Below are 26264 nucleotides of genomic sequence, written 5' to 3' on the forward strand. Positions count from 1 at the left end.
CGGGGGATGGCCTGTAGGGGCGGTGAGAGTGTCCACGTCCAGCAGGCTAGGAATCCGCGGCGCGCGAAACGTCGCCCTGGCGGGGACAGTGGGCGGCGGCCGCGTACCCCAGGAGTTGTGGCCGCGCCCCGGCCGCGTACACCGGTGGTTGTGGGTCCGTCAGCGCTGTTCGAGCCAGCCGGGCAGCGTCATGCCCGACTCGTACGCGACGATCACCAGCTGCGCCCGGTCACGCGCGTCGAGCTTCGTCATGATCCGGCTGACATGTGTCTTGGCCGTGGCGGGGGAGAGGGTGAGCTCCGCCGCGATGCCGTCGTTCGAGAGCCCGGCGGCGAGCAGCGCGAGCACCTCGTGCTCCCGGGCGGTGAGCGCGGCCAGGTGCTGCGCCGGATCGGGCGGGGCCGGGGCGCGCCGTGCCAGCTCGGCGATGAGGCGGCGGGTCACGGTGGGGGCGAGCAGCGCGTCGCCGCGGGCCGCGACCCGTACGGCGTGCAGGAGTTCGGCCGGTTCGGTGTCCTTGAGCAGGAAACCGCAGGCTCCGGCGCGCAACGCCTCGTACACGTACTCGTCAAGGTCGAACGTGGTCAGGATGACCACCCGCGTCGCGCCGAGCGCCGGGTCCGCCGCGATGCGGCGGGTGGCCTCGATGCCGTCGGCGACCGGCATCCGGACGTCCATCAGGACGACGTCAGGGACGTGTTCGTGGGCGAGCCGGACCGCCTCGTCGCCGTCGCCCGCCTCCGCGACGACGCTCAGGTCCTCCTCGTCGTCGAGGATCGACCGGAAGCCGGCGCGCACCAGGCGCTGGTCGTCCGCGAGCAGAATCCTGATCACGCCGTCTGCCTCTCACCGTCGTACGGAAGGGCCGCGTCGACCCGGAAACCACCGCTGCCCCCGCGGCCCGCGCTGAACGTGCCGCCCGCCTCCTCGGCACGCGCCCGCATCCCACGGATGCCGCTGCCCGAGGCGGGCCGTTCGGGCGCCCGCGCCGTGCCGTCGTCCTCGACGCGCAGCCGCACCTCGCGCTCGCCGTACTCCACCCGCACGAGCACCGTACGGGCACGCGCGTGCCGGATCGTGTTGGTCACCGACTCCTGGACGATGCGGAACGCCGCCGCGTCGACGCCCGCCGGCAGGGGCCTCGCCTCGCCCGCCGTCTCGGTCCGCAGGCCGATCCCGGCGCGTTGCGCGCGTTCGGCAAGTTCGGGGAGCCGGGCCAGGGACGGCTCGGGCGCCGGCCGCTTCGGAGCTGCCTCACCCCGCTCGCGCAGCACACCGAGCGCCGCGCGCACCTCGGTGAGCGCCTCCTTGCTGGTGTCCTTGATCGTACGGAGGGCATCGGCGCCCTGCACCGGATCGCGCTCCATACGGTGCAGCGCTGCGGCCGCCTGCACATTGATCACGGAGAGCGTGTGGCCGAGGACGTCGTGCAGCTCGCGCGCGATCCGCAGCCGCTCCTCACCGGCCACCCGTTCCTCGGCGGCGCGCAGCGAGGCGGCCCGCTGCCGCGACACCACGCCGATCGACACGGCGGCGACGAACCAGCCCGTCATGAGGATCAGCGAGATGCCGTCGATCGGCGGATCGGGTTTGTGCAGGGAGCTGATCCCCACCCCGGCAAGCGCGACGGCGGCGAGCACGACCGCGACCGGCAGATGCCCGGCCGCCGACACCGCGTACAGGGCGACGGCGAAGACCAGCAGCAGTGGTCCGTCCGTCGTGGACAGCAGGTAGTACGCGGCGGTGCCCGCAAGCGTGAGGACACCTACCGCCACCGGGTGCCGGCCGCGGAAGTGCAGGGCGCCGCAGGTGAGTACGAGGATGACGAAGGGCAGCGCGTCATGGCGCCCGGGTTCGTCGCTGCGCAGCAGGGTGACGAGGGCGCCGACGGCGACGAAGAGCGCGACGGCGCCGGTCACGAGCGCGTCGGTGTGCTGCCGCAGGCGGAGTTTCACGTACTCGAGCCTATGGCCATGGTGAGGGGGAGAGCCTGGTCATGCCTGCCAGTGACAGCGCAGCGCCGCGGTGGCGAAGCCGGGTCCGAAGGCGACCATGACGCCGCGGGCGCCGTCGGCGGGGGGATCGCCGTGGGTGCGTTCCAGGACCCTCAGGACGCTGACGCCACCGAGGTTGCCCTCGTCGGCGAGGGTGTCGGTGGAGTGGCGTGCATCGTGCGCGGTGAGGCCGAGGGCGTCGGTGGTGTCGGAGATGATGCGGGGGCTGCCGGGGTGGATGACCGCGAAGTCCGGCGTCTCTGTCGGGCCGTACCAATCCTTGAAGTGGGGCAAGACCTCCGCTGCCGCGCTGAGGGCCTTCTTGCTGGAGTCGAAGTGGATCCCGTCCACGTCGATGCGACCGCGCTGCCGGTCGAGGCTGTCCGCAAGGACGTACTCGAAGGTGTCGTCGATCGCGAGTCCCGGCCCGAGAGGGGTGTCCGTGACGACGGCCGCGGAGGCCGAGTCCCCGAACAGGGCCTTGTAGATCATCGATTCGATGCTGGTGTCGGAGTGCTGGTAGATGGCGGACAGGACCTCCGCGCCCACCACGAGGATCTTGCTCGCGGGGCGGGCGGCGATCAGTTCGGAGGCACGGATGAGAGTGTGGGCACCCCCCGGGCAGGCCACCGTCGTCAGTGCCAGGCGCCGCACCGTGGGACGCAGGCCGAGACGTTCGATGAGGTTGACGTCGAGGTTCGGGATCGCCCAACTCGTGGTGTGCGTGGTGACGATCGCGTCGATGTCCCCGGCGGTGAGCCCGGCCGTGTCGAGGGCCGTTACGGCGGCACGCTCGGCCATGGCGAGAGCGTCGCCGAACGCCACGCGGGCACGTTCTCCCATGTCGCCCGAGCCGGAAACGGTGGGGGAGTTCAGAGGGCGGGTGAAGTGGCGGGTGCGGACACCGCAGTTGCCGACCACTCGGAGGATCGCCCGGAGCCGGGGGTGATCGGGATGATGGGCGAGTATGTCGTCGGCTATCTCGGAGGTGGTGACTTTGTGGTCACCCAGAACTGTCGTGGGTCTTGAGACATAAACGGGCACGAGGTGACTCCCACGGGGATCGGGTCGGATGTGGGGGATGGGCGACAACGTACTTCAAGGTGCTGGAGTCGTCCCCCCTCCGAACGCGGGGGTCAAGAGACATGACGAACCGTCAGTGAGCCCGCAGCATGGGCGCACGTGTGTGGTCGCGCCGTGCTCCGGGATGGAACACGAGGATCATGAGGCGGGCGCCGGGCGCCGTCAGGGGCTGCGCCGCGCACATGGTGACCCAGCCGGGCCCCAGTTCCGCGTGCAGCAGCGGGCGTTCGTCGCCGTCGGGGTGCGGGTACGGATTCCCGGCGTCATAGGGGGCGGCGGTCTCGGGATCGGCGAGGACCTCCTTCTCTATCTGGCGCAAGGTGTTGTCTTCGGGCCGGGACGCGAGCGCGGCACGGAGCTGCGGCAGCACCATGGGGGCCCAGGCCGTGTGCCACTGCATCAGGTTCCGGCGGCCCGCGGGGTCGAGGACCATCCATCGCATGATGTTGCTCGGGACGTTCCTGCCGGGGAACATGCCGGTCAGAGCTTCGTTGTAGGCGAGCATGTCCCATGAGGCATCGGTGATGTACGCCATGTGCCGGATCCCGTCGACCGCCTCCTGCCACACCCCCGGGACCTCCTTGCCGGACGACTGATGCAGCGGCCCCGGAGGCTCCTGCAGCGTCGCGTACCGGCACAGCGACACCCACTCCTGCTCATTGAGCCCGAACAGCCGGGCGACATCCCGCAGCAGCGACGTGGGCGGATTGGGGTAACTGCCCGACTCCAGGCGGTGATACGTCCCGATGGCCCGGTGCAGCAGCTGGTCGACCTGATGCTGGGAGAGGCCGCGGGCCCGTCGCCCCTGGCCCGTGGGGCGGCTGAAGCCGTGCGATTCGGGGGCAATGAGGGCGCGTCGTTCGCGGAGCAGAGCGCGGAGCGCCGTCTTGTTCATGGTGGGTAATCCCTCTTGGTGCAAGCCGAGTTGAGCATCAGCAGTCTAAATATTCACATCAGCTTTGGTAGTAAAGATTGCCCGAAGAAAAACGATCAGTCGATGCGGCATCATGGAGGGAGCGGGACCACCGACCTGCGAGTTCCATCGTCGGTGGGCGCGCGGACACAACTGTGGGGCATCTTGACCGGGGAGCTTGAAATTGGCTGAAATTCCTCGGCGTTGGGTACCCCCTAGGCCTACTGGGCCGTTGCGGGAAGAGTATGGATCGGTTGTTCGTATTCCGATGTGTGTGGTCGGAAACGTCGCACTCGGGACGTACGACGCATGACTTCCCGAATCGGTTCCTGGGCCCACTGGCTGCGGCCGGTGCCGTCACTCGCCATTACGTAGCGGCCACGGTACCGGCCGCCCGCGGTTCTCCCCGGGCGGTTCAGCAAGCCGGTCGACACCCGCCTCATCCGGCAGGAAGCTGCTCCTCGGCCCGGGCCAGGATCTCCGTCACGCGCAGTCCGAATCGCACGTCGCAGGCGTGCGGCCGGCCCGATCGCGCCGACTCGACGAGCGCGTCGACCGCCGAGCCGAACGCGTCGAGCGCCTCACCTCCCGACGGCATCAGCGCCGTTCCCGCCTCGCCGCGCAGTTCCACCGTCACCCCCGCGGCCTTCGCCGGTGTGGTCAGGCTCAGCGTCGCCGTGCTCGACGCCCCGCCACTGTGCCGCAGGACGAGATGGACCAGGTCCGCCCGGCCCGCCGCCGCCGTCACGTCGGTGACATCGCCGAACACCGGCATCAGGACGGACAGGGCGTGCGGGCCGACGTCCCACAGGCCGCCCCGCCGGGCCCGCCACGGCGAGGAGAACGGGCTGGTCCCGTCCGCCGCGTAGAACGAGCTGTACCAGTCGGCGCGCCCCGCGAACCAGCCCTCCGTCGCCGCCTGCTCGGACACCCAGGCCGACGTCGTCCCGGCGAAGCGCAGGGTGAAGAAGACGACGGACGCCACCCGTGCCGCTTCGGCCGCCGCCGCGAGGTCACGTGCCGCGGCCACCGTCGTCGCCACCGGTTTGTCCAGGAGCAGATGGCAGCCCGCCGCCGCGGCCCGCGTCGCCAGCGGTGCCTGTACGTCCGGCGGCACGGCGAACGCCACGGCGTCGCTCGCGGCGAACAGTTCGTCCACGTCCTCGTAGGCCGTGGCCGCGTGCGCCGACGCCAGCGCGGCTGCCGCATCGGGCCGCCGTCCCCACACGCCGCCGAACTCCACGTCCGGGTGCGCGGCGAGTGCGGGCGCGTGCGTGGACGAGGCCCAGGGGCCCGTGCCGACCAGTCCAATTCGCAGTCTCTCCATGGGCGGCATTATGGCTGACTCCATACCGTCGGTGGTGGCGACGGTCAGTGTCCGCAAGGGAGTTGGCGGCTCTTCGCTGTTGTCTCCAAGTCGCGTGTGGCTGGATCTCGTATCCGAACTCGCCGGTAGTGAAAGCCCATTCACCGGCTATGGTGAATTCCCATTCACTTCGCCTCGCGTCCATTCGCTTCCCTGCACCACGTGCCCGCGCTGGAGTGATCATGAAGTTCGCCCCGATATCTTCCGCAGATAGCGCAGGCATATGCGCCCGCCTGACGGTTCCCGTCCTGGCGTTCGGCGGCATTCTCATGGCGGTCACGCAGACGGTGGTCGTGCCGCTGCTCCCCGATCTGCCACGCCTGACGGGCAGTTCACCGGGCGCGGTGTCCTGGCTGGTCACCGCCACCCTCCTGGCCGGCGCCGTCCTCACGCCCGTACTCGGCCGGGCGGGCGACATGTACGGCAAGCGAAGGGTGCTGCTCGCCGCGCTCGGCCTGATGACCGTGGGCTCGACCCTGTGCGCGCTCACCTCCGACATCCGGGTGCTGATCGCGGCCCGCGCGCTGCAGGGCGCGGCGGCGGCCGTCGTACCGCTGTCGATCAGCATCCTGCGGGACGAACTCCCGCCGGAGCGCACCGGTTCGGCGGTCGCGTTGATGAGCTCCACGGTCGGGATCGGGGCGGCGCTCGGCCTGCCGCTCGCCGCGCTGATCGTGCAGTACGCGGACTGGCACGCCATGTTCTGGGCCACGAGCGCGCTGGGCGCCATCGGTCTCGCCCTCGCCTGGTGGACCGTGCGCGAGTCGCCGGTCCGCTCGCCGGGGCGCTTCGACACCTGGGGTGCGCTGGGTCTGGCCGCAGGTCTGGTCTGTCTGCTGCTGGCGGTTTCGCAGGGCGGGCAGTGGGGGTGGGGCAGCGGGCCCGTGCTCGGCCTGTTCGCCGGGGCCTTCGTCGTCCTTGCCGTGTGGTGCAGGCAGCAACTCCGGGCGAAGCAGCCCTTGGTGGACCTGCGCCTTGCGTCCGGGCGGCGCGTGGCGCTGCCGCATGTGGCGGCGCTCCTGGCCGGGTTCGCCTTCTACGCCAACTCGCTGGTCACCGCCCAGCTGGTGCAGGCGCCCGTCGCGAGCGGCTACGGACTCGGCCTCTCGATCGTGGCGACGGGGCTCTGTCTGCTGCCCAACGGCTTGATCATGCTGGTGCTCTCACCCGTGTCGGCCCGCGTGTCCACCGCGTACGGCGCCCGTGTGACGCTGGCCGTCGGGGCGGCCGTCATCGCGCTCGGCTATGCCGTACGCATCGTCGACAGCCGCCACCTGTGGGTGATCGTCCTGGGGGCGGCCGTGGTGTCGATGGGCACGACGTTCGCGTACTCGGCACTGCCCACTCTGATCCTGCGGGCGGTGCCCCTCACGCAGACGGCGTCCGCGAACGGCGTGAACGTCCTGATGCGCACCATCGGGCAGAGCGTGTGCAGCGCGGCGGTCGCCGCCGTGCTCGTCCGGCACACCACCGCGATCGACGGGGTGCGGGTACCGACCCTGCCCGGCTATCAAGTGGCCTTCGCCATGGCCGGAACCATCGCACTCGTCGCCTGCGCCGCGGCCATCGCCATACCCTCGGACCCGACACCGGACGGCCCGGAACGGACCGCCGGACAGCCAGGACCCACGCAGCAGACGGCCCTGGAAGAAAGAAGCTGACGCCATGAACACCTCTGACGCCACGACCACATCCGCCTTCGGCACGGCAACGGAGCCTGAGGTGTGTGCGGCCGGACCCGCCCGCCGCGACGCCGAAGCGACGAAGGCCGCCATCATCCGCGCCGCCCGCTACCTCCTGGCCCGGCACGCGCACGCCGACATCACGCTCAAGGCGGTGGCCGAACGGGCCGGTGTGAGCGCGCCGTTGATCCTGAAGTACTTCGGCAACAAGGAAGCGCTGTTCGCCCGGATCATGTCCTTCGAGGCCGACGTCGAGGCGCTGCTCGACGCGCCCCTGGCCGCACTGGGCCACCACATGGTCCACCACCTGCTGACCGGCCAGGCCGAGCACGGCGCCGACCCCATCCTGCGGATCGTCTTCGCCCCGCTCCACCGCGAACAGGGCGACACCCTGCGCACCAACTTCCGTACGCAGGTGGTGGATCGCCTCGGCGAACGTCTCGAAGGCCCGGACGCGGGTGTGCGCGCCGAGCTCGCGGTGGGCACGCTGCTCGGCCTGGGCGTGATGTACGGAATAGCCCGCGGGCCACACTTACGCGGCACACCCGTGGCCGAGATCACCGAGCGGTACGCGCCCACCGTGCAGGCCTTCCTCACGCCTCCGTGAGGTCAGGTGCGTCCGGCGCACACGCTGCCCCAGCCCCGTAGGCTTCAGGAATGGAGAGCACGCATGAGTCAGGAATGGAGAGCACGCATGAGTGACGCGAGCGAACGCCCCGCCCTGGCACGCGAGTTGGGCATGGAGCCGCACCCGGAAGGCGGCTGGTTCGTCGAGACCTGGGCCTCGGGCCACTCCTTCACGCCCACGGACTACCCCGGCACGCGGACGGCGGCCACCGCCATCTACTTCCTGCTCTGCCCGGGAGAGGAGTCCCGCTGGCACGTGGTGCGCTCCGACGAGATCTGGCTGTGGCACCGCGGCGGCCCCCTGGACCTGCACCTGGGAGGTGACGGCGACGTCCCGAAGGAAGGCGCGGCACCCATGCGTCTGGGCCCGGGCGTCGAGCGCGGCGAGCGCCCGCAGATCCTGGTGCCCGGAGGCGTGTGGCAGGCGGCACGCCCGACCGGAGACGAGCCGGTTCTGGTGAGCTGCGTCGTCGCGCCCGGCTTCGACTACACGGACTTCCGGCTGGCGGACTGACGCGGCGCGGTCGCTGACGCGTCCCGGGGCGAGCACACCACCGTGCCCGCCGAGTCCTTCCCCCGGTGCACGACGGCGACCGCCGCGAGCCCGACCGCGAGGCCCAACGCCGTCTGTACGCCGAAGGGTTCGCCGAACATCAGGGCGCCCCACAGGGCCGTCACCGGCGCCATCAGGAACATGAGCGTGTTGACCTGCGTGACCCCCGAGCGCCGCAGGATCAGCCAGTAGAGCCCGTACCCGCCGAAGGTGGAGAGCGTCACCAGCCAGCTGATCGCCACCCAGAACGACGCCTCCGCCGGCGGTGTCGCGGCGCCCGCGCCCACCGCGAGCGCCGTGAAGATGACGGCGCTGGTCACGCAGTGGACCGTCATCGAGACCGCCGGTGCGACCGGGTTGGGGGAGCGGCGGTCCAGGAAGGTCGCCGCGACCAGCGAGAACATCCCGAGGAACGGCACCAGGTAGGCCCACAAGGGAGCGTCGGTGCCGCCCGTGGCGTCCGCGGCGGTCACGATGACGACCCCGGTGACGCCGAGCCCGAGGCCCACCCACTGCGTGCGCGAGACGTACTGGTCGAGCAGCGGCCCGGCCAGGGCGCCCGCCACCAGCGGCTGGGTGCCGTCGATCAGGGCGGTGGTGCCGCTGGAGACACCGAGCTGGATCGCGTAGTACACGGTGAGCAGATAGCCGCTCTGCGACAGCGCACCGACCGCCGCCTGCCGCAGCGCGTCACGTGCCGTGAGCCCGCGCCAGGACGCCCGCGCCACGGTGAGGGCGACCACCGCGAGCACGAGGGCCAGCGGCAGGAAGCGCCACATCAGGACCGTCACGGCGGACGCGCTCCCGGCGCCCAGCTTGGCCCCGATGAAACCCGAGCTCCAGGTCAGTACGAATGCGATCGAGAGCAGGACGTTCATGGCGTTCCTCCAGTGGCGGCTGCGGTCCCGGCGGGGCCGTCAGGAGTGGACGGCGATGCGAGCAAGAGTAAACAGATCTGTCTACTCGCTTCTGAGTATACAGATCGGTATAGTGTGGGGGTATGGGTGACAGGGTGAGTGAGATCGCGAAGGCCGCCGCGGATTCCGGGAGTGCGCCGCGGAGGATCGTCATGACGCCGGGGGCGCGGCGCGCCCTGGACGCCGCGAGCACGCTGTTCTACGACCGCGGAATCCACGCCGTAGGGGTGGACCTCATCGCCGCCGAGGCCGGGGTCACCAAGAAGACGCTCTACGACCGGTTCGGCTCCAAGGAGCAGATCGTCGTCGAGTACCTGGCGGCCCGCGACGAGCGCTGGCAGGCCTTCCTCGCTCCGTACGTCGAGGCCGCGACCACCCCGCGGGCCAGGATCCTGGCCGTTTTCGACGCCTCGCGCGACTGGGCGGAGGCGAACAGCGCCAAGGGCTGCAGCATGGTCAACGCGCACGCCGAGGTCAGTGACCCCGCGCATCCCGCGTATCAGGTCATCACCGGTCAGAAGGCCTGGATGCTCGCCCTGTTCACCGGCCTCGCCCGCGACATCGCGCCCCGGCGCGCGGCGAAGCTCGGCCGGACGCTCATGCTGCTGCACGAGGGTGCGCTGGTCGCACACGGCCTGCGTATCTTCCCGGACGCGATCGACCACGCCCGCGGCGAGGCGGCGGCGCTGCTCAGTGACGCTCTCCGCGCGGCCTCAACCGCTGAAGAAAAACGCAGGTGAGAGCCCCTTTGGGGAAGTCTTTGCCGTTGGCCGGAATGTGTTGTTCCGTGTTACCGGCTCATTGACCGTACGCAATCGCCCGGAGCACGCTTGCCACATAGCTGCTATCTACACCTAGTTCCTCGGGTGGTAGCGCAGAGGCAGCGTGAAGCAGGAGGTAGCGCATGTGTGGCATTACTGGCTGGGTCTCCTTCGACCGTGATCTGCGGTCCGTGTCCGGCACGTTGGACGCGATGACCGAGACGATGTCCTGCCGCGGCCCCGACGACCGCGGAACCTGGATCGAGGGCCCCGCCGGACTCGGGCACCGCAGGCTCGCCATCATCGACCTGCCCGGCGGGCGCCAGCCCATGACCGTGCGGACGCCGCGCGGCACCGTGGCGCTCGTCTACTCGGGGGAGACCTACAACTTCACCGAACTGCGCCGCGAACTGACCGGGCGCGGCCACCGGTTCACCACCGAATCCGACACCGAAGTCGTCCTGCGCGGCTATCTGGAGTGGGGCGAGTCGGTCGCCGAACGGCTCAACGGCATGTACGCGTTCGCGGTGTGGGACGGCAGGCACGACAAGCTCGTCATGATCCGCGACCGCATGGGCATCAAGCCCTTCTACTACTACGAGACCCCGGACGGCGTCCTGTTCGGCTCCGAACCCAAGGCGATCCTGGCCAACCCGCTGGCCCGCGCCCGGGTGACCACCGACGGTCTGCGGGAGCTCTTCACCTTCGTCAAGACGCCCGGTCACGCCGTGTGGGACGGCATGAACGAGGTCGAGCCCGGCACCGTCGTGACCGTCGACCGCGCCGGCCTGCGCCGCCACGTCTACTGGCAGCTGGAGACCCGCCCGCACCCCGACGGCCGCGAGGAGTCCATCGCCAAGGTGCGCGAGCTCCTCGACGACATCGTGCGCCGCCAGCTCGTCTCGGACGTGCCGCGCTGCACCCTGCTCTCCGGGGGTCTCGACTCCTCGGCGATGACCGCGCTCGCCGCGCTTCAACTCGGTGAGGCGGGCGAGACCGTACGCAGCTTCGCCGTCGACTTCGTCGGCCAGAGCGAGAACTTCGTCGCCGACGCGCTGCGCTCCACCCCGGACACGCCCTATGTGCACGACGTCGCCAAGGCCTCCGGCACCGATCACCGTGACATCGTCCTTGACTCGCACGCGCTGGCCGACCCCGAGGTCCGGGCCAACATGATCCGCGCCCGCGACCTGCCCATGGGCTTCGGCGACATGGACGCCTCCCTCTATCTCCTCTTCCGGGCCATCCGCGAACACTCGACGGTGGCGCTCTCGGGGGAGTCGGCGGACGAAGTCTTCGGCGGCTACCTGCAGTTCTTCGACGAAAGCGCCCGCAAGGCCGACACGTTCCCCTGGCTCGTGAAGTTCGCCGAGCAGTTCGGTGACGACGCCGACGTCCTGCGCCCGGACCTGACGGCGGCCCTCGACCTGCCCTCGTACATCCGGAAGAGCTACGACACGGCGGTCGCCGGCATCCAACGCCTCGACGGCGAGAGCGACTTCGAGTTCCGGATGCGGAAGATCTGCCATCTGCACCTGACCCGGTTCGTGCGCGTCCTGCTCGACCGCAAGGACCGCGCGAGCATGGCCGTCGGCCTTGAGGTGCGGGTGCCGTTCTGCGACCACCGTCTGGTCGAGTACGTCTACAACGCGCCCTGGTCCCTCAAGTCCTTCGACGGCAGGGAGAAGAGCCTCCTGCGGGAGGCGACGGCGGACGTCCTGCCGCGCTCGGTGTACGACCGCGTGAAGAGCCCTTATCCCTCCACGCAGGACCCCAAGTACGCCATCGCCCTCCAGGGGCACGTCAAGGATCTGCTCGCCGATCCCTCCCACCCGGTCTTCGACCTCGTCGACCTGGACCGGGTGACGCGGGCCGCGGGACGCGACGTACCGCAGATCACCCAGGCGTCCCGGCGCGGTCTCGAGCGCACGCTGGACCTGGCGCTCTGGCTCGACCTGTACAAGCCGGAGATCTCCCTGACCTGAGCGTCACTGCCCCGAGCAGCTGCGGACCGTCGGCTGCGGGGGAACCCGGCCCTCGGGGTCGGGCTCCACCGTGGTCGCGGTGGTCGCGAGGGTGTCCAGGAACCGCTGGAGCGCGGGCGCGCCACCAGGGCCCAGGCTCCGGCGGATGGGGGGCACGGCCGCCGGTGTGCCGGAGCCGCGCCGGGTCCCGGCGGTGGGGCAGGGGAGTTCCGTGGCGTCGACGGTCACGGCCCGGCGTATGAACTCATCGACCGGGAGCCCGAGTTGGTCCGCGTTCCGCAGGACCGCTTCGTACTCGTCGGGCGTGAACAAGACCTGCACAGGCTTGGCACCGTCCATGAACGCATGATGCCGTCCGAGGGGTGCGCCGCGCGGTGCGGTTGGCATATTCGCGCTCGAAGGCGTGAAACGGAACGGGACGGACATGAACGGTCGGAAATACAGGTAGGCCCCGACCGGACGGGGGAATCGCGATCGGGACCTACGTACTGTTCAACGGTGAACCAATAGCAGGTGTTCCCAGGTCGGGGCCTTGTTGTTGTGAGCTGCGTTACGTGCTGGGCGGTGTCGGGGGTGCCGGGCGGTGTCGGGGGGTGTACGTACCGCCACTCCGATCTCGGGTCGTACGCCCAATGTGCCGGGCTCCGGCCGTCCGTAACTTCTGACGTGTGGCGCAGCGGGCGCCCGTCGGAAGGGATGGTCGGCCATGTTTCGTCGTACAGGCAGGACCGGATCCGCCAGGAGCGCCGAAGCTCTGCGGCTGGTCAAGGTCAGCAAGACCTACGGTGCCGACGAGAGCGCCGTGACCGCGCTCGACGGCGTCACGCTGAGCCTGCGCGCGGGGAGCTTCACCGCGGTGATGGGGCCCTCCGGGTCCGGCAAGTCGACCCTGCTGCAGTGCGCGGCGGGACTCGACCGGCCCGACTCCGGCATCGTCGTGGTGGACGGGGAGGAGATGACGGGCGGCAGCGAGGCCGAGCTGACCAAGTTCCGGCGGCAGCGGATCGGCTTCGTCTTCCAGCAGTACAACCTGCTGCCCACCCTCACCGTCGCGCAGAACACGACGCTGCCCCTGAAGCTCGCGCGCCGCCGGATCGACCGGGACAAGGCCCGCGCCATCCTCACGCAGGTCGGCCTCGGTGACCGCATCGGACACCGCCCCGACCAGCTCTCCGGCGGCCAGTGCCAGCGTGTGGCCATCGCGCGGGCCCTGGTCACCGAGCCGAGCGTGATCTTCGCCGACGAGCCGACCGGCGCCCTGGACACCCGCAGCGCGCGGGACGTCCTGCGGCTGCTCCAGGAGACCGTGCGGGTGCACGGCAGGACCGTGGTGATGGTGACGCACGACCCGGTCGCCGCCTCGTACGCGGACTCCGTGCTGTTCCTCGCTGACGGCCGCATCGCCGGTCACCTGGAAGCCCCGACCGTCGACGCCGTCGCCGAGCGCCTCGCGCACCTGGGCGACGCCGTGGCGGGCGTGCGCTCCGACACACAGACCGACACACAGACCGACACGCAGACCGACACGCACTCCGACACGATGCCGCTGGGGGTCTGAGCCATGTTCACTCTCGCCCTGCGCTCCATCCGGCAGCGCCCCGGACGCCTCATCGCCACCCTGCTCTCCGCCTTCCTCGGCGCGGCGATCATCATGACCTTCAACTCGATGCACGACACCGCGGGCGCCCCGGGCGTCGACGACGTCAGCGCGGAAACCCTCACCACCGCGGCCAGTGTGGTCGGCGGCTACGGAGCACTCCTGGTGTTCTTCGCCATCGCCTCCACCCTGACCGTGAACGTACGCAGGCGCGGCGAGGAGATCAGCCTGCTGCGCAGCACCGGGGCCACCCCGGCGCAGATCAAGCGGATGGTCGTCGGCGAGGCCGCCGTGGTCGCCCTGGCCGGGGCGGTGCTCGCCGCCGGTCCCGCGATGCTCGGCGGCCGGGCGCTGCTCGCCATGTTCAAGGACGGTGGTCAGGTCGCCGACGGCGTGGACTTCTCCTTCGGGCCGGTGGCCCTCATGTCGGGCATCGGCATCACCCTGCTCGCCTCGGTGGGCGCCGCGTTCCTCGCGGTGCGCCGCGCGACCAGGGCGGCAGCCGGTGCGCCCCGACGCCGGGGCAGGCTGCGGAACTTCGCCGCCCACGCCGCCGTCGTGGCCGGTGCCGCGTCCGTGCTCTCCACCTTCGCGTTCGACGCGACGGCCCCCGCGCTGATGGCGACCCCGGCCTACGGCGCCATCCTGCTCTCCGTCGGCTTCGCGCTGCTCTCGCCCCGGCTGCTGCGGGCGCTGCTCGGCGGCCTCGCCGGACCGCTTGAGGCGGTCGCGGGGCCGAGCGGCTATCTCACCGTGCTCAACATGCGGCGGCAGGCCGACCAGCTCGCCGGTGTGCTGATGCCCCTCGTGCTCTTCACGGGGATGGCGACCGCGACGCTCTACATCCAGGCCGTCGAGAGCGACGCGATCAAGGCGTCGGGTCTCACCAAGTCCGTCGAGGACAAGAACCTGGAGACGCTGAACTTCACCGTCGTCGGCATCATCGTGGTCTTCTCCTGCATCATGCTGATCAACAGCCTGTACGCCGCGACCTCCTACCGGAGCCGCGAGTTCGGCCAGCAGCGTCTTGCCGGGGCCACTCCGGCGCAGGTGCTCGGGATGGTGGGCGTCGAGGGCCTGGTCCTCACCGTGACCGGAGTGTTCCTCGGAACGGTGGCCGGGCTCGCCGGGATCCTGCCGTTCAGCTCGGTGCGGACCGACGCACTCCTGCCCGACCAGGGACTCGGCATCTGGCTCGCGATCGTCGCGGTCGCCGCCGCCGCGACGATGATCACAAGCCTCGGCACGGCGCGCCGGACGCTGCGCACCCCGGCGGTGGAGGCCGTGACCCTGGCCGCGTGACGGCTCCGGTCTCAACGGGTGGGGTTTCGCGCGATGCGGAACCCCACGTCGTCGATCCGGAACGTCGGGTGGCTGCGGCGCCGCACCGAGGCCCGGCAGCTCCAGTGCTCGTCGAACCACCCGCCGCCACGGAGCACCCGATAGGTGCCGTACACCTCGGGGTCGTAGAGATCCCAGCACCACTCCCACACGTTGCCCAGCATGTCGTGCAGGCCCCACGCGTTGGGCTGCTTGCCGCCCACGTCGTGGATCCGTCCGGAGCCGTTGCCGCCGTGCCAGGCGATCTCGTCGAGCGGCCCGTACCGCGCGCCGGCCGTACCGGCCCGGCACGCGTGCTCCCACTCGGCCTCGGTCGGCAGCCGGTAACCGCCGGAGGAGACGTCCCACTCGGCGCCTTCGCCGTCGGCGTGCGGGCGGTAGGCGGGAGTCAGTCCCTCGCGCACGGACAGGGCGTTGCAGAACCGGACCGCGTCCAGCCAGGAGACGCCCTCGACGGGCAGCCGGTCGCCGCGCGGGGTGCTCGGCCGCTCGCCGGTGACGTCCGCGTACTGCTCCTGGGTGACGGGGAACGCCGCCAGTTCGTGGGCCGCGACCTCGACCGGCCAACTGCGTTGCGTCCGCCGGTCCGACAGCGTCACCTGACCGGCCGGGACGCTGATCATTTCGTTCTCCGTGCTCATGTCGAGGACAGGCGGGCCGCACGCATCTGCAGGTAGCGCGTCTCGGGGATGCTCAGCGTACGCTTGGCCGCCGACTGGTAGGCGGCGCGGGCCGCTTCGGTATCGCCCGCCCGCTCCAGGAGATGGGCGCGCACGGCGTCGAGCCGGTGATGGCCCGCCAACCTGCCTTCAAGGGCCGCGACTTCGGCGAGCCCGGCCCGCGGCCCGTGCACCATGGCGAAGGCCACGGCCCGGCTGAGTTCGGCCATGGGTTCGGGAGCGCGGCGTACGAGGATGTCGTAGAGGGCGAGGATCTGCGGCCAGTCGGTGTCGTCGGCGCGCGCCGCCTCGTCGTGCAGCGCGGCGATCGCCGCCTGCAACTGGTAGGCGCCCGCCGGGCCTTGGGACAGGGCCTTCTCGACCAGTGCGGAGCCCTCCTCGATCGCGCGCCGGTCCCAGCGCGAGCGGTCCTGTTCGTCGAGCGGGATGAGCTCCCCGTGCGGGCCGGTGCGGGCCGCGCTGCGGGCCTCGGTCAGCAGCATGAGCGCGAGAAGGCCGGTCACCGCGCCCTCTTCGGGCAGCAGGGTGCGCACGGACCGGGTGAGCCTGATCGCCTCGCGCGCCAGATCCGAGCGGTGCAGGGCGCTGCCGGAGGTCGCCGTGTAGCCCTCGTTGAAGATGAGGTAGAGCACCTGGAGGACGGCCGCGAGCCGCTGATCACGGTCCTCGGGGCCCGGCTGCCGAAACGGCACCCCCTTGACCTTCGCCTTGGCCCTGCTGATCCGCTGCGCCATCGTCGCCTCGGGCACGAGATGGGCGCGGGCGATCTCGGCCGTGGTCAGACCGCCGACGGCGCGCAGCGTCAGCGCGACCTGCGCGGCCGGGCTCAGCCCCGGATGGCAGCACAGGAAGAGCAGCGTCAGGGTGTCGTCGTCGGAGGGCGCACGGCTATCGCCCGGCGCCGGAGTGGTGAACGCGTCCCGGGGGGACAGCTGGGCGGCCTCCTCCTCGCGCCTGCGCCGGGCCTCGTCGCTGCGCAGCTGATCCATGAGACGCCGTGACGCGACCCTGATCAGCCAGCCGCGCGGGTTCTCGGGAACGCCCTGCTCGTGCCACTGCCGCGCCGCGGCGAGCAGCGCCTCCTGCACGGCGTCCTCGGCCTCGCCGAAGTGTCCGTACCGGCGCACGAGCGCGCCGAGGACCTGCGGCGCGTGCAGGCGCAGCAGGTCCTCGACCGTGGCTGTGCTGTTCAGGGCGCGTCGTCGATGCCGCCCATGATGGGACGGATCACCACGGGGTAGTTGGGCGCGCCCTCGGGAATCGGACACGTCTGGATCCGGTTGGCGATCTCCGTGACCCGGTCCAGGCTCTCGCAGTCGAGGACCCAGTACCCGGCGAGGACTTCCTTCGTCTCGCCGTAGGGACCGTCCGTGATGACCGGGCGGCCGTCCTTGTCCACGTCGACCAGCCGGGTCTGCGAGGGCTCGGCCAGGCCCTGCCCGTCGACGATCTCGCCGGACTCGGCCAGATCGTCGTTGAGTGCGCCCATGAAGGCGAACATCGCCTGCAGGTCCTTCTCGCTCCAGGCCGGGCTGGTCGCGTTCGGCTTGCCGCTCTGCGCCTCGTAGTCCGCCTGCGTGCCCTGAACCATCACCAGGTACTTCATGATGTCGCTCCTCCGCTGTGCGGTGGTCACCCCTTGTGGGCAACTCTCACAGGGGACGTCGGAGCGGACGACCCGTTCTCGACATTACGCCGGAACAATTTTGACGCCATGCGGGAAGGGCGTGCCCGGCTGCCCGACCCGGCCCTCGCCGACCAGGACATTTCGGTGGTCGCCGAACCGACGCGCGGCTACGGTCCGGGCATGACGTACGCACAGCGAGCCGACCAGTTCCGGGCCCTGCACCGCACCGGCGAGCCCCTGCTGCTGCCCAACGCGTGGGACCACGCCTCCGCCGCCGCGCTCGCCCACGGCGGCTTCCCCGCGATCGGCACGACCAGCCTCGGCGTGGCGGCCGCCGCGGGCAAGGCGGACGCCACGGGTGACACGCGGGAGGAGACCCTGCGCCTCGCCCGCGGCCTGGCCCGGCTGCCCGCGCTGATCACCGTGGACATCGAGGGCGGCTTCAGCGACCGGCCGGGGGAGGTGGCGGCGCTCGCGGCGGAACTCGTCGGGGCGGGCGTCGTGGGCGTGAACATCGAGGACGGCCGCCCGGACGGGACACTGGCCGACACGGCTCTGCAGTGCGAGCTGATCGGCGCCGTCAAGGAGGCGGCCCCTGACCTGTTCGTCAGCGCGCGCACGGACACGCTCTGGCTGCGCGCCGGGGGAGCGGGCGAGACCGAGCGCCGGGCCACCGCCTATCAACAGGCGGGTGCCGACGGCCTGTTCGTCCCCGGCCTCCAGGACGACAAGGCCATCGCCGGCCTTGTCGAGGGAGTGATCGACATCCCGCTGAACATCCTCATCGCGCCCGGCGCCTTGACCTACCCGCGTCTCGCGGAGCTCGGCGTGCGCAGGGTGAGCAGTGGTTCGCTGCTCTTCCGCGCCGCGCTGCACGGAGCCGTCGAGGCGGCGCGCTCGATCGCGCGGGGCGACGCGGTGCCGGAGGGCCTTCCTTCGTACGCGGACGCCCAGGCGCTCTCGGCGGCGTACGGCAAGAGGGCTGAGGGGGGCTAAGAGTGACCAAGGGGGACTAGCGGCGCACCCGGTCCACATCCAACTCGCCGTCCTCGTCCGGCCTTTCGTCTCCGGCGCGTGGCGTACCGCCTCCGTCGCGCTTCTCGTCCCCGTGCCCCGGCCACCAAGCCATGTGCCCTATCAGGGCCGTCAGGGCGGGCGTGAAGATCATCGCCATGACGAAGGCGGCGATGAGAATGCCGAAGGAGAGGGAGAAGCCCATCTGGGAGAGCGTCGAGTTGCCCGCGAGCATCAGCGTGGCGAACGTGCCCGCCAGGATCACGCCCGCCGAGCCGATCGTCGGGCCGGAGTGGCGCACCGCCGTGCCGGCCGCGTCGTGCGGGGTGCGGCCCTCGCGGGCCTCCTCGCGCAGCCGCGACACCATCAGGATGTTGTAGTCAGTGCCGAGGGCGACCACGAACAGATACATGATCACCGGCAGCATGAACATCAACCCGGGCTGGCTGCCGATCTGTTGGAAGAGCAGCGAGGTCGCGCCCAGGGTCGCGCCGAAGCCGAGGGCGACGGACAGCATCAGGTACCAGGGCGCCACCAGGCTCCGCAGCAGCAGGCCGAGGATGACCATGATGGCCAGCGCGGCGACCGGGAAGACGACCGAGTAGTCGCGGTCCACGGCCTTGTTGATGTCGACGTACACCGCCGTCGTCCCGCCGACGAGTGCATCGGTGCCGGCCGGGGCGTCGTCGTGGGCGATCGGGCGCAGGCGGTCCTTGACGGTCTCCAGGGCCTTGTCGGACGCGGGCGGGTCCGAGAGGACCACGGAGAACGACGCCGTCGTGCCGTCCGTGCTCAGTCGGGGAGCGGAGACCTCGCCCACGCCCTGGACGTCGTCCAGCTGCCCTCGGAAGGCGGCCGTCCGCGCTGCGGGGAGTGGTCCGTCGTCCGCCGATGTGAGGTAGACGAAGGTGGGGTCGGTGGTGCCCGCCGGGAAGCCCTTCTGGAGGTTCTTCAGGGCGACCATCGACTCCTTGTCCTTGGGCAGCGAGGAGCCCGCCAGGTCGAAGTTGGCCTTGTAGCCGAGGGCGCCGAGGGTGAGCGCGCCCATGAACAGCGCCGACACCAGGGCCCACACGGCGGGCTTGCGGGCGATGGACGCGCCGAGCCGCGCGAATCCGGTGCCCTGCGGCTCCCGCTGCCAGGACTTGGAGGGCCAGAACACCTTCGTGCCGAGCAGCGAGACGACGGCGGGGACCAGCGTGAGCCCGGCGAGCAGCGTGACGAAGACCGCGATGGCCAGGGCGGGGCCCATCGAACGCAGCATGCCGAGCGAGGAGAGCGTGAGCGCGGCGAACGCGACGATGACGGCGCCCGCCGCCGATGTGATCGCCTCGCCGACCCGCTCGACGGCGTGCACCATGCCGCTCTTGGGATCCTCGCCCGCCCGTAGCGCCTCCCGATAGCGGAAGAGCAGGAACAGGATGTAGTCGGTACCGACGCCGAACAGGACGACGGTGAGGAGTTCCTGGATGGAGGAGTCGGCCTTCATGTCGAAGGCCTTGTTCGCGGAGGCGATCAGGCCGGTCGCCATCGGTGAGATGAGACCGATAAGGACCACGGGAAGCAGCGCGATGATCGGGCTCCGGAAGATCACCAGGAGCAGCACGATGATGATCACGATCGTGCCGACCCCGACGAGCAGTCCGGCCCGCTCCGACGCGTCGCTCTCGTCGAGGGCCTGAGCGGCGGAGCCGGTGATCCCGGCGGACAGGTCCGTGCCCTTCAGTTCGGGCTTGAGATCGGACCGCAGGTCTTCGACCGCGTCCTGCTGCGCGGTGTCCTCCGGGTTGGTGAGCTTCGGCATGGCGACGACCGACGTCTGCACGAGCCTGTTGGGGGAGACCGCGCCGGGCACGACCGCCTGCACCTCGGGGATCTTCTCGGCCTGCAGATCCTTGGAGATACGGGTGATGTCCGCGGAGTCGGCCGCTGTCAGCTTCCCGCCGTCGGAGCGCTGGAAGACGATGACCGCCCCGATGTTCTGCTGCTTGGGGAACTCCGCTTCCTGCACGTCCGCCGCGCGGATGGATTCGTAGTGGTCCGGAAGGAAGCTCGCCTCGTCGCTGCTTGAGGTGAGCTTCGGCGCCAGGGAGATCACGGCACCGGCCACCACGACCCACGCCAGGATGATCCACCAGGGGCGACGGACCACGAATCGGCCCAGGCCAGAGAACATGCTGCTGCCTCTCCCTCGCCCCCGAGGCGTAGCGATGCGTTCTGACCAAGGATCTTCCGGAGCGGGCGGCCCCGCCACTTGAGCCGTTCGGCTGAGCGGCGGGGCGCGCCCGCGGGGCCCTTAGAAGTTGATCATGTGTCCGGCCAGGCCGTGCACCGCTTCCTTGACCGCCTCGCCGAGCGTCGGGTGCGCGTGCACGTTGCGGGAGACCTCGTGCACGGTCAGGTCCCACTGCTGGGCGAGGGTCAGCTCGGGAAGCAGCTCGGTGACGTCCGGGCCGATCAGGTGGGCGCCGATGATCTCGCCGTACTGCGCGTCGCTGATGATCTTGACGAAGCCGACGGTGTCTCCGAGGCCGTGCGCCTTGCCGTTCGCCATGAACGGGAACTTGGCGACCTTGACGTCGAAGCCCTTCTCCTTCGCCTGCGCCTCGGTCCAGCCGAAGCTGGCGATCTGCGGCTGGGAGTAGGTGGCGCGCGGGATCATCGGGTAGTCGAGCTCCATCGTCTCGGCGCCGGAGAGGGTCTCGGCGGCGACGACACCCATGGCCTCGGCGGTGTGCGCGAGCATCAGCTTCGCGGTGACGTCGCCGATGGCGTAGATGTGCGGCACGTTCGTCCGCCCGCGCCCGTCGATGTCGATGGCACCCCGCTCGGTCAGCGCCACGCCCGCCGCCTCCAGGCCGAAGCCGGTGACGTTCGGCGCGAAGCCGATGGCCTGCAGGACCTTGTCCGCCTCGAGGACCTCCTGCTTGCCGTCCTTGCCCGTGACCGTGACCTTGACCTTGGCGCCGGACTCGTCGATCGACTCGACGCGGGTGGAGGTCTTCACGTCGATGCCGAGCTTGCGGTACTGCTTGGCCAGCTCCGTCGAGACGTCCGCGTCCTCAAGGGGCGCGATGCGGTCGAGGAACTCGACGATGGTGACCTTCACGCCGTAGTTGTGCAGGACGTACGCGAACTCGATGCCGATGGCACCGGCGCCCGCGATCACGATCGACTCCGGCACGCTGTCCGCGAGGATCTGCTCCTCGTACGTCACGACGCGCTCGGAGCGCCGCGTGCCGGGCAGCAGCTTCGGCGTGGCGCCCGTGGCGATGATGCAGTTCTCGAACGTGATCGTGTCCGTGGTGCCGTCCGACTTGGCGACCTGGAGCGTGTTCGCGTCGAGGAACGTGCCCCGGCCGTCGAACTCCGTGATCTTGTTCTTCTTCATCAGGAAGTGGACGCCCTTGACGCGGCCGTCGGCGACCGTGCGGCTGCGGTTGAACGCCTCGCCGTAGTCGAAGGAGACGTTCCCGTCGACCTTGATGCCGTACGTCTTCTGCTCGTGCGTGAACAAATGGGCCAGCTCGGCGTTGCGCAGCAGCGCCTTGGTCGGGATACAGCCGACGTTGAGGCAGACACCTCCCCAGTACTTCTCCTCGACGACCGCTACCCGCTTGCCCAGCTGGGCGGCGCGGATGGCGGCCACATAGCCGCCGGGTCCTGCTCCGAGCACGACGACGTCGAAGCGGTCTTCCATGGGGAGGTCCTCTCTGGTGGTACGTATCTCGCGTACGGGTGGTGGTGGCGCCGGTGGGACGCGGCCGCTGGTGCGGACGGCCCGATGCCTCGATCATGCGTCATGTGGCCGCCTCGGCGGCGGGCGGGTTCCCCCGGTGGCGCGGCGCGCGAGAGGGCCACACAGCCGGTCGGTCAAGTAGTGCTCCTCTGCCGGAGGTTCACCGTGCCCCACGATCCGCGTCCCCATGCCCCGCACAACCCGGACGACGGCCCCGCTCCGGATGCAAGGGCGGTGTGATCGCGCCATCAACCGCCTTTATGAGCCCGCCTGTTGGTGATCCCGTGCCGGGTTCACCCGGCTTCGGGCCACGGGATAGTGTCGCCGCGACGGAGCACAAACCCATATCCCTCTGGGAGAGGTGGAGAGCGCGCTGTGGCCGCAGACGACCAGTCCGAGATGATGTCCATACCCTTCGACGTGCCGACTTCGGCACGTGCCTATGGCTGGATGCTCGGCGGCAAGGACAACTACGCGGTCGACCGCGACTTCCTGCTGCGGACGCTGCCCGACTTCCCCGAGTGCGTCGACATCGCCCGGCAGAACCGCGAGTTCCTGTTCCGCGTCGTGCGCCATCTGACCCAGGCGGGGATCCGCCAGTTCATCGACATGGGCTGCGGCCTGCCGACCGACGACAACGTCCACCAGGTCGCCCGCCGCTTCGCTCCGGACACCCGCGTCGTCTACGTGGACATCGACCCGATCGTCCTCGCGCACGGCAGGGCGCTGCTCGCCGACGACTCCACCACCACCGTGATCAACGGAGACATGCGCGACCAGGACGCGATCCTCGGCCACCCCGACATCACGCGCCTCATCGACTTCGACGAGCCGGTCGCGGTGCTCTTCCTGTCGGTGGTGCACCACCTCACCGACGCCGACGGCCCCCGCCGCGTGCTGCGCACGATCATCGACAGCGCGGCGCCCGGCAGCTACCTGGGCCTCTCCCAGGTCGTCGCCGACGACCCGGTCCGCGGCGCCGCGATGAGCGCGCACATCTCCGGCGGCGGTGTCCCCTGGCAGACCCGCACCCCCGCCGAGCTGGACGCGCTCCTGGACGGCCTGGAGCCGGTCGAGCCAGGCCTGGTGAACCTGGTCGACTGGCGTCCCGACGCCGACCAGCCCCCGCTCGCCCCGGTCCACGAGGACCTGGCCCCCTACCTGGGAGCCACCGAGCAGAGCAAGGGGATCTACGAGTACGGGGGTTTGCTCCGCAAGGCATAGCCATACACAATGGTGTGCATGATCCAGCACCTGACCGCCGCCGTGAGGACCTTCGGGGTTCCGTGGCGGCGTGGGTGCGAGCGATCGGGTCGCTAGCTGTCCGGGGATCCGTCTCCGTACCGCAGCTGTCCGGGGATCCGTCTCCGTACTGCCACCCGCTCACTCAGAACTGAAGGATCACCATGACTGTGGTTTCCCCTGCCGTCTCTCCCGCGCTCCGCGAGGCCCGCGTTCCCGCCGACGGCATGTACGAAGGCCGCCGCACCCTGCGCCGCGTACCCGAAGGCTGGGAAGAGCGCCCCTACGAGCTGATGGACGTCGTCCCCCAGGGGCGTCTCATCGGCGCCGAGATCCGCGGCGTCGACCTCGCGAAGCCGCTCACCGCCGCGCTGCGTGCGGAGCTGAACCGCGCCCTCCTGGAGTGGAAGGTGCTCTTCTTCCGGGGCGCCGGTATCACCTCCGAGCAGCAGCGCGCCTTCGCCCTCAACTGGGGTGACCTGGAGACCAATCCGCTGCTCGCGCGCGGCTCGGCCGACGATGTCGTCCGGTTCGACAAGGGAGGCAGCGCCACCCCCACGTACGAGAACGTCTGGCACGCCGACGTCACCTTCCGCGAACGCCCCGCGCTCGGCGCCGTCCTGCAGCTGCGTGAGGTGCCGCCGGTGGGCGGCGACACGATGTGGGCCGACATGGCGGCCGCGTACGACAACCTCCCCGACGAGGTGAAGGCACGCATCGACGGGGCCCGCGCGGTGCACGACTTCATCCCCGGCTTCGTCCGCTTCTACGGCCCCGAGAAGCTGATCCCGCTCCAGGAGCAGTTCCCGCCGGTCACGCACCCCGTCGTGCGCAGGCATCCGGAGACGGGGCGGCGGATGCTCTTCGTGAACACCTCCTTCACCACGCACATCGTGGGCATGGAGCGGGCGGAGAGCGACCGGCTGCTGAGCTATCTGGTGCGGCAGGCGCAGGTCCCGGAGTACCAGGTGCGGTTCCACTGGCAGGCGGGTGACGTCGCCTTCTGGGACAACCGCTCCACCCAGCACTACGCCGTCGACGACTACGCCCCGCACCGTCGCGTGGCCGAACGTGTCGCGATCGCGGGCGACCGCCCGTACTGATCCCCCGGCCACCGGCGGGCGACCGCCGGTGGCCAGGACATCTCGGAAGGAACCTCATGTCAGCCGCAGCGAGCTTCCCGTTGACGCCCGAGCCGATCCACGTCCCCGACGCGGTGCTCGACGACCTCAGGGCGCGGCTGCGGCTGACGAGGTGGCCCGACGACGCGGGCAACGACGACGGGTACTACGGCGTCCGCCGCGGCTACCTCCAGGAACTGGCCGAGTACTGGCTCCATGACTACGACTGGCGCAAGGCCGAAGCGGCGATCAACTCCTACGAGCACTACCGGGTGAGCGTCGACGGCGTGCCCGTGCACTTCATGCGCAGGCCCGGCGTCGGCCCCGCCCCCACCCCGCTCGTCCTCACACACGGCTGGCCCTGGACCTTCTGGCACTGGTCCAAGGTCGTCGACCCGCTGGCCGACCCGGCAGCCTTCGGCGGCGACCCCGCCGACGCGTTCGACGTCATCGTCCCCTCGCTGCCCGGCTTCGGCTTCTCCACGCCGCTGCCGGACCACCCCGACATGAACTTCTGGAAGGTCGCCGACCTCTGGCACACCTTGATGACCGACACGCTCGGCCACGAGAAGTACGCCGCCGCGGGATGCGACATCGGCGCCCTCGTCACCGGTCAGCTCGGCCACAAGTACGCCGACGAACTCCACGGCATCCACATCGGTTCCGGCCAGAAGCTCACCATGTTCAACGGCGACCGGGGCTGGGACCTCAGCGGCGGGCAGCCGATCCCCGAGGGCCTGCCCGAGCCCGCCCACCGCCAACTGATCTCCCTGGAAAGGCGCTTCGCCGCCCACCTGGCCGTGCACGTCCTCGGCTCAAGCACCCTCTCCTACGCGCTCAGCGACTCACCTGTCGGCCTGCTCGCCTGGATCCTGGAGCGCTGGGACAAATGGAGTGACAGCCACGGCGACGTGGAGAGCGTCTTCTCCAAGGACGATCTCCTCACCCACGCGATGATCTTCTGGGTGAACAACGCCATCGGTACGTCGATTCGCTATTACGCCAACGCCAACCGCTACCCCTGGACTCCCTCGCACGACCGTCAGCCGCTCATCGAGGCCCCCACCGGCATCACCTTCGTGGGCCACGAGAACCCGCCCGGTGTCACCACCACCGAGCAGCGGATCCAGAGCTGGCTCGCCGGCGACAGGGCCGACTGGTATCAGCACGTGAACCTCACCGCGCACGAGAGCGGCGGCCACTTCATCCCGTGGGAGATCCCCGACGGCTGGGTGGGCGACCTGCGCCGCACGTTCCGTGGCCGGTGCTGAGGCGTTGCCGCCCTGCTCGGCTCAACGCGCCAGCACCCGCTGCCACTTGACCTCTCCGTCCTGCCACTCGTCCGTCGGGGTGAGCCCCGCGGCGGTGGCGACGGCGGCCGAGGCCCGGTGGTCCGGGTGGACATGGGCGATGACGCCGCGCACGGCAGGCTGCCCCGCCAGCCATTCGACGAGGCCGCGGGCCGCCTCCACGGCGATGCCCCGACCCTGCCACGGAGTCCCCACGACCCAGGCGATCTCCGCGACCAGCGCGCCGCTGCCGTCGTCGGCGGGGCCGACCGTCGCCTGCACGGTCCCGGCCAGGCAGCCATCGTCGCGCAGCCGCAGCACCCAGTTGCACCAGGAGACCGCCGGGTCGGGGGAGCCCGCGGTCATCCGCCGGTAGCGGCGCGCAGGGCCTGTGGATCGTCGGGACGGCCGCCGATGAAGGCGTGCAGGGCGGGATCGGCGAGCACATCGGCCATCTCGTCGGCATGCCCGACCTGGAGGGGTACGAGGACGAGGCGGGCGGTGCCGATCTCCTGGGCGTGGACGGGGGCCACGGGGGACACCATCAACGACCCCGTCTGCTTGGCTGACCGTTCAACGTCCTACGCCCCCGAGGTGAGACTCCTATGCCGCGCGAGGCAGCGTAGCCGAGGGGCTCCCGGTCATGGGAAGCGCCTTGGACGTCGCTCGGGGCGTCGTCCAAGGCGCGGTCGTGAGTGTCGAGGCCTCATCCCACCGTCAGGGCCGAGGCCGC

General features: G+C 70.5%; 23 protein-coding genes and 1 pseudogene. 11 read left to right on the plus strand and 13 right to left on the minus strand.

Going from position 1 to position 26264, the window contains the following annotated elements; all coding sequences use genetic code 11:
* Window positions 1-159: 159 nt before the first annotated feature.
* The 5 genes from ABD378_RS05830 to ABD378_RS05850 all read right to left on the minus strand — a co-directional run bounded on the left by ABD378_RS05830 (window position 160) and on the right by ABD378_RS05850 (window position 5317).
* The gene (locus ABD378_RS05830; RefSeq protein WP_344519328.1) at window positions 160-834 is read right to left on the minus strand and encodes a response regulator; all 675 of its coding nucleotides are present in this window, start codon (window positions 832-834) and stop codon (window positions 160-162) included.
* Window positions 831-1955 carry a sensor histidine kinase gene (locus tag ABD378_RS05835; RefSeq protein ID WP_344519329.1) on the minus strand — a complete coding sequence of 375 codons (1125 nt, stop codon included), beginning with the start codon at window positions 1953-1955 and terminating at the stop codon, window positions 831-833. The genes ABD378_RS05830 and ABD378_RS05835 overlap by 4 nt, the downstream gene beginning before the upstream one ends.
* A 39-nt stretch (window positions 1956-1994) precedes the next feature.
* Window positions 1995-3038, minus strand: a complete 1044-nt coding sequence (locus tag ABD378_RS05840) for a PhlD (RefSeq protein WP_344519330.1) — start codon at window positions 3036-3038, stop codon at window positions 1995-1997.
* 112 nt (window positions 3039-3150) lie between these two features.
* Entirely contained in the window at window positions 3151-3972 is an 822-nt protein-coding gene (locus ABD378_RS05845) for an MmyB family transcriptional regulator (protein WP_344519331.1), read from the minus strand.
* 457 nt (window positions 3973-4429) lie between these two features.
* A complete protein-coding gene (locus ABD378_RS05850) occupies window positions 4430-5317 on the minus strand; it encodes a Gfo/Idh/MocA family protein (RefSeq protein ID WP_344519332.1) in 888 nt (295 codons plus the stop codon).
* 221 nt (window positions 5318-5538) lie between these two features.
* Between ABD378_RS05850 and ABD378_RS05855 the strand changes: the two genes are divergently transcribed.
* The 3 genes from ABD378_RS05855 to ABD378_RS05865 all read left to right on the plus strand — a co-directional run bounded on the left by ABD378_RS05855 (window position 5539) and on the right by ABD378_RS05865 (window position 8179).
* On the plus strand, window positions 5539-7017 hold the full coding sequence (locus tag ABD378_RS05855; protein ID WP_344519333.1) for an MFS transporter: 1479 nt from the start codon (window positions 5539-5541) through the stop codon (window positions 7015-7017).
* A 4-nt stretch (window positions 7018-7021) separates the two neighbouring features.
* On the plus strand, window positions 7022-7645 hold the full coding sequence (locus tag ABD378_RS05860; RefSeq protein WP_344519334.1) for a TetR/AcrR family transcriptional regulator: 624 nt from the start codon (window positions 7022-7024) through the stop codon (window positions 7643-7645).
* Window positions 7646-7732: 87 nt separating this feature from the next.
* Entirely contained in the window at window positions 7733-8179 is a 447-nt protein-coding gene (locus ABD378_RS05865) for a cupin domain-containing protein (protein WP_344519335.1), read from the plus strand.
* On the opposite strand, the gene ABD378_RS05870 is transcribed toward ABD378_RS05865, so the two are convergent.
* The gene (locus tag ABD378_RS05870) at window positions 8152-9096 is read right to left on the minus strand and encodes a DMT family transporter (protein WP_344519336.1); all 945 of its coding nucleotides are present in this window, start codon (window positions 9094-9096) and stop codon (window positions 8152-8154) included. The genes ABD378_RS05865 and ABD378_RS05870 overlap by 28 nt on opposite strands.
* Window positions 9097-9287: 191 nt before the next feature.
* Between ABD378_RS05870 and ABD378_RS05875 the strand changes: the two genes are divergently transcribed.
* Entirely contained in the window at window positions 9288-9875 is a 588-nt protein-coding gene (locus ABD378_RS05875) for a TetR/AcrR family transcriptional regulator (RefSeq protein WP_344519745.1), read from the plus strand.
* A 164-nt stretch (window positions 9876-10039) separates the two neighbouring features.
* The gene (gene asnB / locus ABD378_RS05880) at window positions 10040-11881 is read left to right on the plus strand and encodes an asparagine synthase (glutamine-hydrolyzing) (RefSeq protein ID WP_344519337.1); all 1842 of its coding nucleotides are present in this window, start codon (window positions 10040-10042) and stop codon (window positions 11879-11881) included.
* A gap of 3 nt (window positions 11882-11884) precedes the next feature.
* Here asnB and ABD378_RS05885 read toward each other — a convergent pair whose 3' ends face one another.
* The gene (locus tag ABD378_RS05885; RefSeq protein WP_344519338.1) at window positions 11885-12220 is read right to left on the minus strand and encodes a hypothetical protein; all 336 of its coding nucleotides are present in this window, start codon (window positions 12218-12220) and stop codon (window positions 11885-11887) included.
* Window positions 12221-12587: 367 nt separating this feature from the next.
* Here ABD378_RS05885 and ABD378_RS05890 point away from each other — a divergent pair, with 367 nt between their 5' ends.
* Window positions 12588-13439 carry an ABC transporter ATP-binding protein gene (locus tag ABD378_RS05890; protein WP_344519340.1) on the plus strand — a complete coding sequence of 284 codons (852 nt, stop codon included), beginning with the start codon at window positions 12588-12590 and terminating at the stop codon, window positions 13437-13439.
* 3 nt (window positions 13440-13442) lie between these two features.
* On the plus strand, window positions 13443-14780 hold the full coding sequence (locus ABD378_RS05895) for an FtsX-like permease family protein (protein WP_344519341.1): 1338 nt from the start codon (window positions 13443-13445) through the stop codon (window positions 14778-14780).
* A gap of 11 nt (window positions 14781-14791) precedes the next feature.
* On the opposite strand, the gene ABD378_RS05900 is transcribed toward ABD378_RS05895, so the two are convergent.
* From ABD378_RS05900 to ABD378_RS05910, 3 genes are read right to left on the minus strand one after another with little or no spacing between them, the layout of a single operon-like run.
* Entirely contained in the window at window positions 14792-15460 is a 669-nt protein-coding gene (locus ABD378_RS05900; RefSeq protein ID WP_344519342.1) for a formylglycine-generating enzyme family protein, read from the minus strand.
* On the minus strand, window positions 15457-16692 hold the full coding sequence (locus tag ABD378_RS05905; RefSeq protein WP_344519746.1) for an RNA polymerase sigma factor: 1236 nt from the start codon (window positions 16690-16692) through the stop codon (window positions 15457-15459). The genes ABD378_RS05900 and ABD378_RS05905 overlap by 4 nt, the downstream gene beginning before the upstream one ends.
* Window positions 16689-17105: a YciI family protein gene (locus tag ABD378_RS05910; RefSeq protein WP_344519343.1), complete on the minus strand. Its 417-nt coding sequence runs from the start codon at window positions 17103-17105 to the stop codon at window positions 16689-16691. The genes ABD378_RS05905 and ABD378_RS05910 overlap by 4 nt, the downstream gene beginning before the upstream one ends.
* Before the next feature lie 108 nt (window positions 17106-17213).
* On the opposite strand from ABD378_RS05910, the gene ABD378_RS05915 reads away from it, so the two are divergent.
* Window positions 17214-18122, plus strand: coding sequence for an isocitrate lyase/PEP mutase family protein (locus ABD378_RS05915; RefSeq protein WP_344519344.1), 909 nt, complete (start codon window positions 17214-17216; stop codon window positions 18120-18122).
* A 16-nt stretch (window positions 18123-18138) separates the two neighbouring features.
* Here the strand turns inward: ABD378_RS05915 and ABD378_RS05920 are convergent, their stop codons facing one another.
* A complete protein-coding gene (locus ABD378_RS05920; protein WP_344519346.1) occupies window positions 18139-20316 on the minus strand; it encodes an MMPL family transporter in 2178 nt (725 codons plus the stop codon).
* Between the two features lie 120 nt (window positions 20317-20436).
* A complete protein-coding gene (lpdA, locus tag ABD378_RS05925; protein WP_344519347.1) occupies window positions 20437-21840 on the minus strand; it encodes a dihydrolipoyl dehydrogenase in 1404 nt (467 codons plus the stop codon).
* 414 nt (window positions 21841-22254) lie between these two features.
* On the opposite strand from lpdA, the gene ABD378_RS05930 reads away from it, so the two are divergent.
* The 3 genes from ABD378_RS05930 (at window position 22255) to ABD378_RS05940 (ending at window position 25513) form a co-directional block, all read left to right on the plus strand.
* Window positions 22255-23103 carry an SAM-dependent methyltransferase gene (locus tag ABD378_RS05930; RefSeq protein ID WP_344519349.1) on the plus strand — a complete coding sequence of 283 codons (849 nt, stop codon included), beginning with the start codon at window positions 22255-22257 and terminating at the stop codon, window positions 23101-23103.
* A 182-nt stretch (window positions 23104-23285) separates the two neighbouring features.
* Complete coding sequence (locus tag ABD378_RS05935) at window positions 23286-24224, plus strand: TauD/TfdA dioxygenase family protein (protein ID WP_344519350.1); 939 nt, start codon at window positions 23286-23288, stop codon at window positions 24222-24224.
* Between the two features lie 56 nt (window positions 24225-24280).
* Window positions 24281-25513, plus strand: coding sequence for an epoxide hydrolase family protein (locus ABD378_RS05940; RefSeq protein WP_344519351.1), 1233 nt, complete (start codon window positions 24281-24283; stop codon window positions 25511-25513).
* A gap of 21 nt (window positions 25514-25534) precedes the next feature.
* Here ABD378_RS05940 and ABD378_RS05945 read toward each other — a convergent pair.
* Window positions 25535-26076, minus strand: a pseudogene (locus tag ABD378_RS05945) (GNAT family N-acetyltransferase).
* Between the last annotated feature and the right edge of the window lie 188 nt (window positions 26077-26264).

The sequence above is a fragment of the Streptomyces rectiviolaceus genome, from assembly GCF_039533825.1.
Classification (GTDB): domain Bacteria; phylum Actinomycetota; class Actinomycetes; order Streptomycetales; family Streptomycetaceae; genus Streptomyces; species Streptomyces rectiviolaceus.

Bases quoted from the DNA above. Each gene is read 5' to 3' on its own strand.
- ABD378_RS05845 (WP_344519331.1), bottom strand. From the start codon at position 3,972: ATGAACAAGACGGCGCTCCGCGCTCTGCTCCGCGAACGACGCGCCCTC.
- ABD378_RS05850 (WP_344519332.1), bottom strand. From the start codon at position 5,317: ATGGAGAGACTGCGAATTGGACTGGTCGGCACGGGCCCCTGGGCCTCG.
- ABD378_RS05855 (WP_344519333.1), top strand. From the start codon at position 5,539: ATGAAGTTCGCCCCGATATCTTCCGCAGATAGCGCAGGCATATGCGCC.
- ABD378_RS05860 (WP_344519334.1), top strand. From the start codon at position 7,022: ATGAACACCTCTGACGCCACGACCACATCCGCCTTCGGCACGGCAACG.
- ABD378_RS05865 (WP_344519335.1), top strand. From the start codon at position 7,733: ATGAGTGACGCGAGCGAACGCCCCGCCCTGGCACGCGAGTTGGGCATG.
- ABD378_RS05870 (WP_344519336.1), bottom strand. From the start codon at position 9,096: ATGAACGTCCTGCTCTCGATCGCATTCGTACTGACCTGGAGCTCGGGT.
- ABD378_RS05875 (WP_344519745.1), top strand. From the start codon at position 9,288: ATGACGCCGGGGGCGCGGCGCGCCCTGGACGCCGCGAGCACGCTGTTC.
- asnB (WP_344519337.1), top strand. From the start codon at position 10,040: ATGTGTGGCATTACTGGCTGGGTCTCCTTCGACCGTGATCTGCGGTCC.
- ABD378_RS05885 (WP_344519338.1), bottom strand. From the start codon at position 12,220: ATGGACGGTGCCAAGCCTGTGCAGGTCTTGTTCACGCCCGACGAGTAC.
- ABD378_RS05890 (WP_344519340.1), top strand. From the start codon at position 12,588: ATGTTTCGTCGTACAGGCAGGACCGGATCCGCCAGGAGCGCCGAAGCT.
- ABD378_RS05895 (WP_344519341.1), top strand. From the start codon at position 13,443: ATGTTCACTCTCGCCCTGCGCTCCATCCGGCAGCGCCCCGGACGCCTC.
- ABD378_RS05900 (WP_344519342.1), bottom strand. From the start codon at position 15,460: ATGAGCACGGAGAACGAAATGATCAGCGTCCCGGCCGGTCAGGTGACG.
- ABD378_RS05910 (WP_344519343.1), bottom strand. From the start codon at position 17,105: ATGAAGTACCTGGTGATGGTTCAGGGCACGCAGGCGGACTACGAGGCG.
- ABD378_RS05915 (WP_344519344.1), top strand. From the start codon at position 17,214: ATGCGGGAAGGGCGTGCCCGGCTGCCCGACCCGGCCCTCGCCGACCAG.
- ABD378_RS05920 (WP_344519346.1), bottom strand. From the start codon at position 20,316: ATGTTCTCTGGCCTGGGCCGATTCGTGGTCCGTCGCCCCTGGTGGATC.
- lpdA (WP_344519347.1), bottom strand. From the start codon at position 21,840: ATGGAAGACCGCTTCGACGTCGTCGTGCTCGGAGCAGGACCCGGCGGC.
- ABD378_RS05935 (WP_344519350.1), top strand. From the start codon at position 23,286: ATGACTGTGGTTTCCCCTGCCGTCTCTCCCGCGCTCCGCGAGGCCCGC.
- ABD378_RS05940 (WP_344519351.1), top strand. From the start codon at position 24,281: ATGTCAGCCGCAGCGAGCTTCCCGTTGACGCCCGAGCCGATCCACGTC.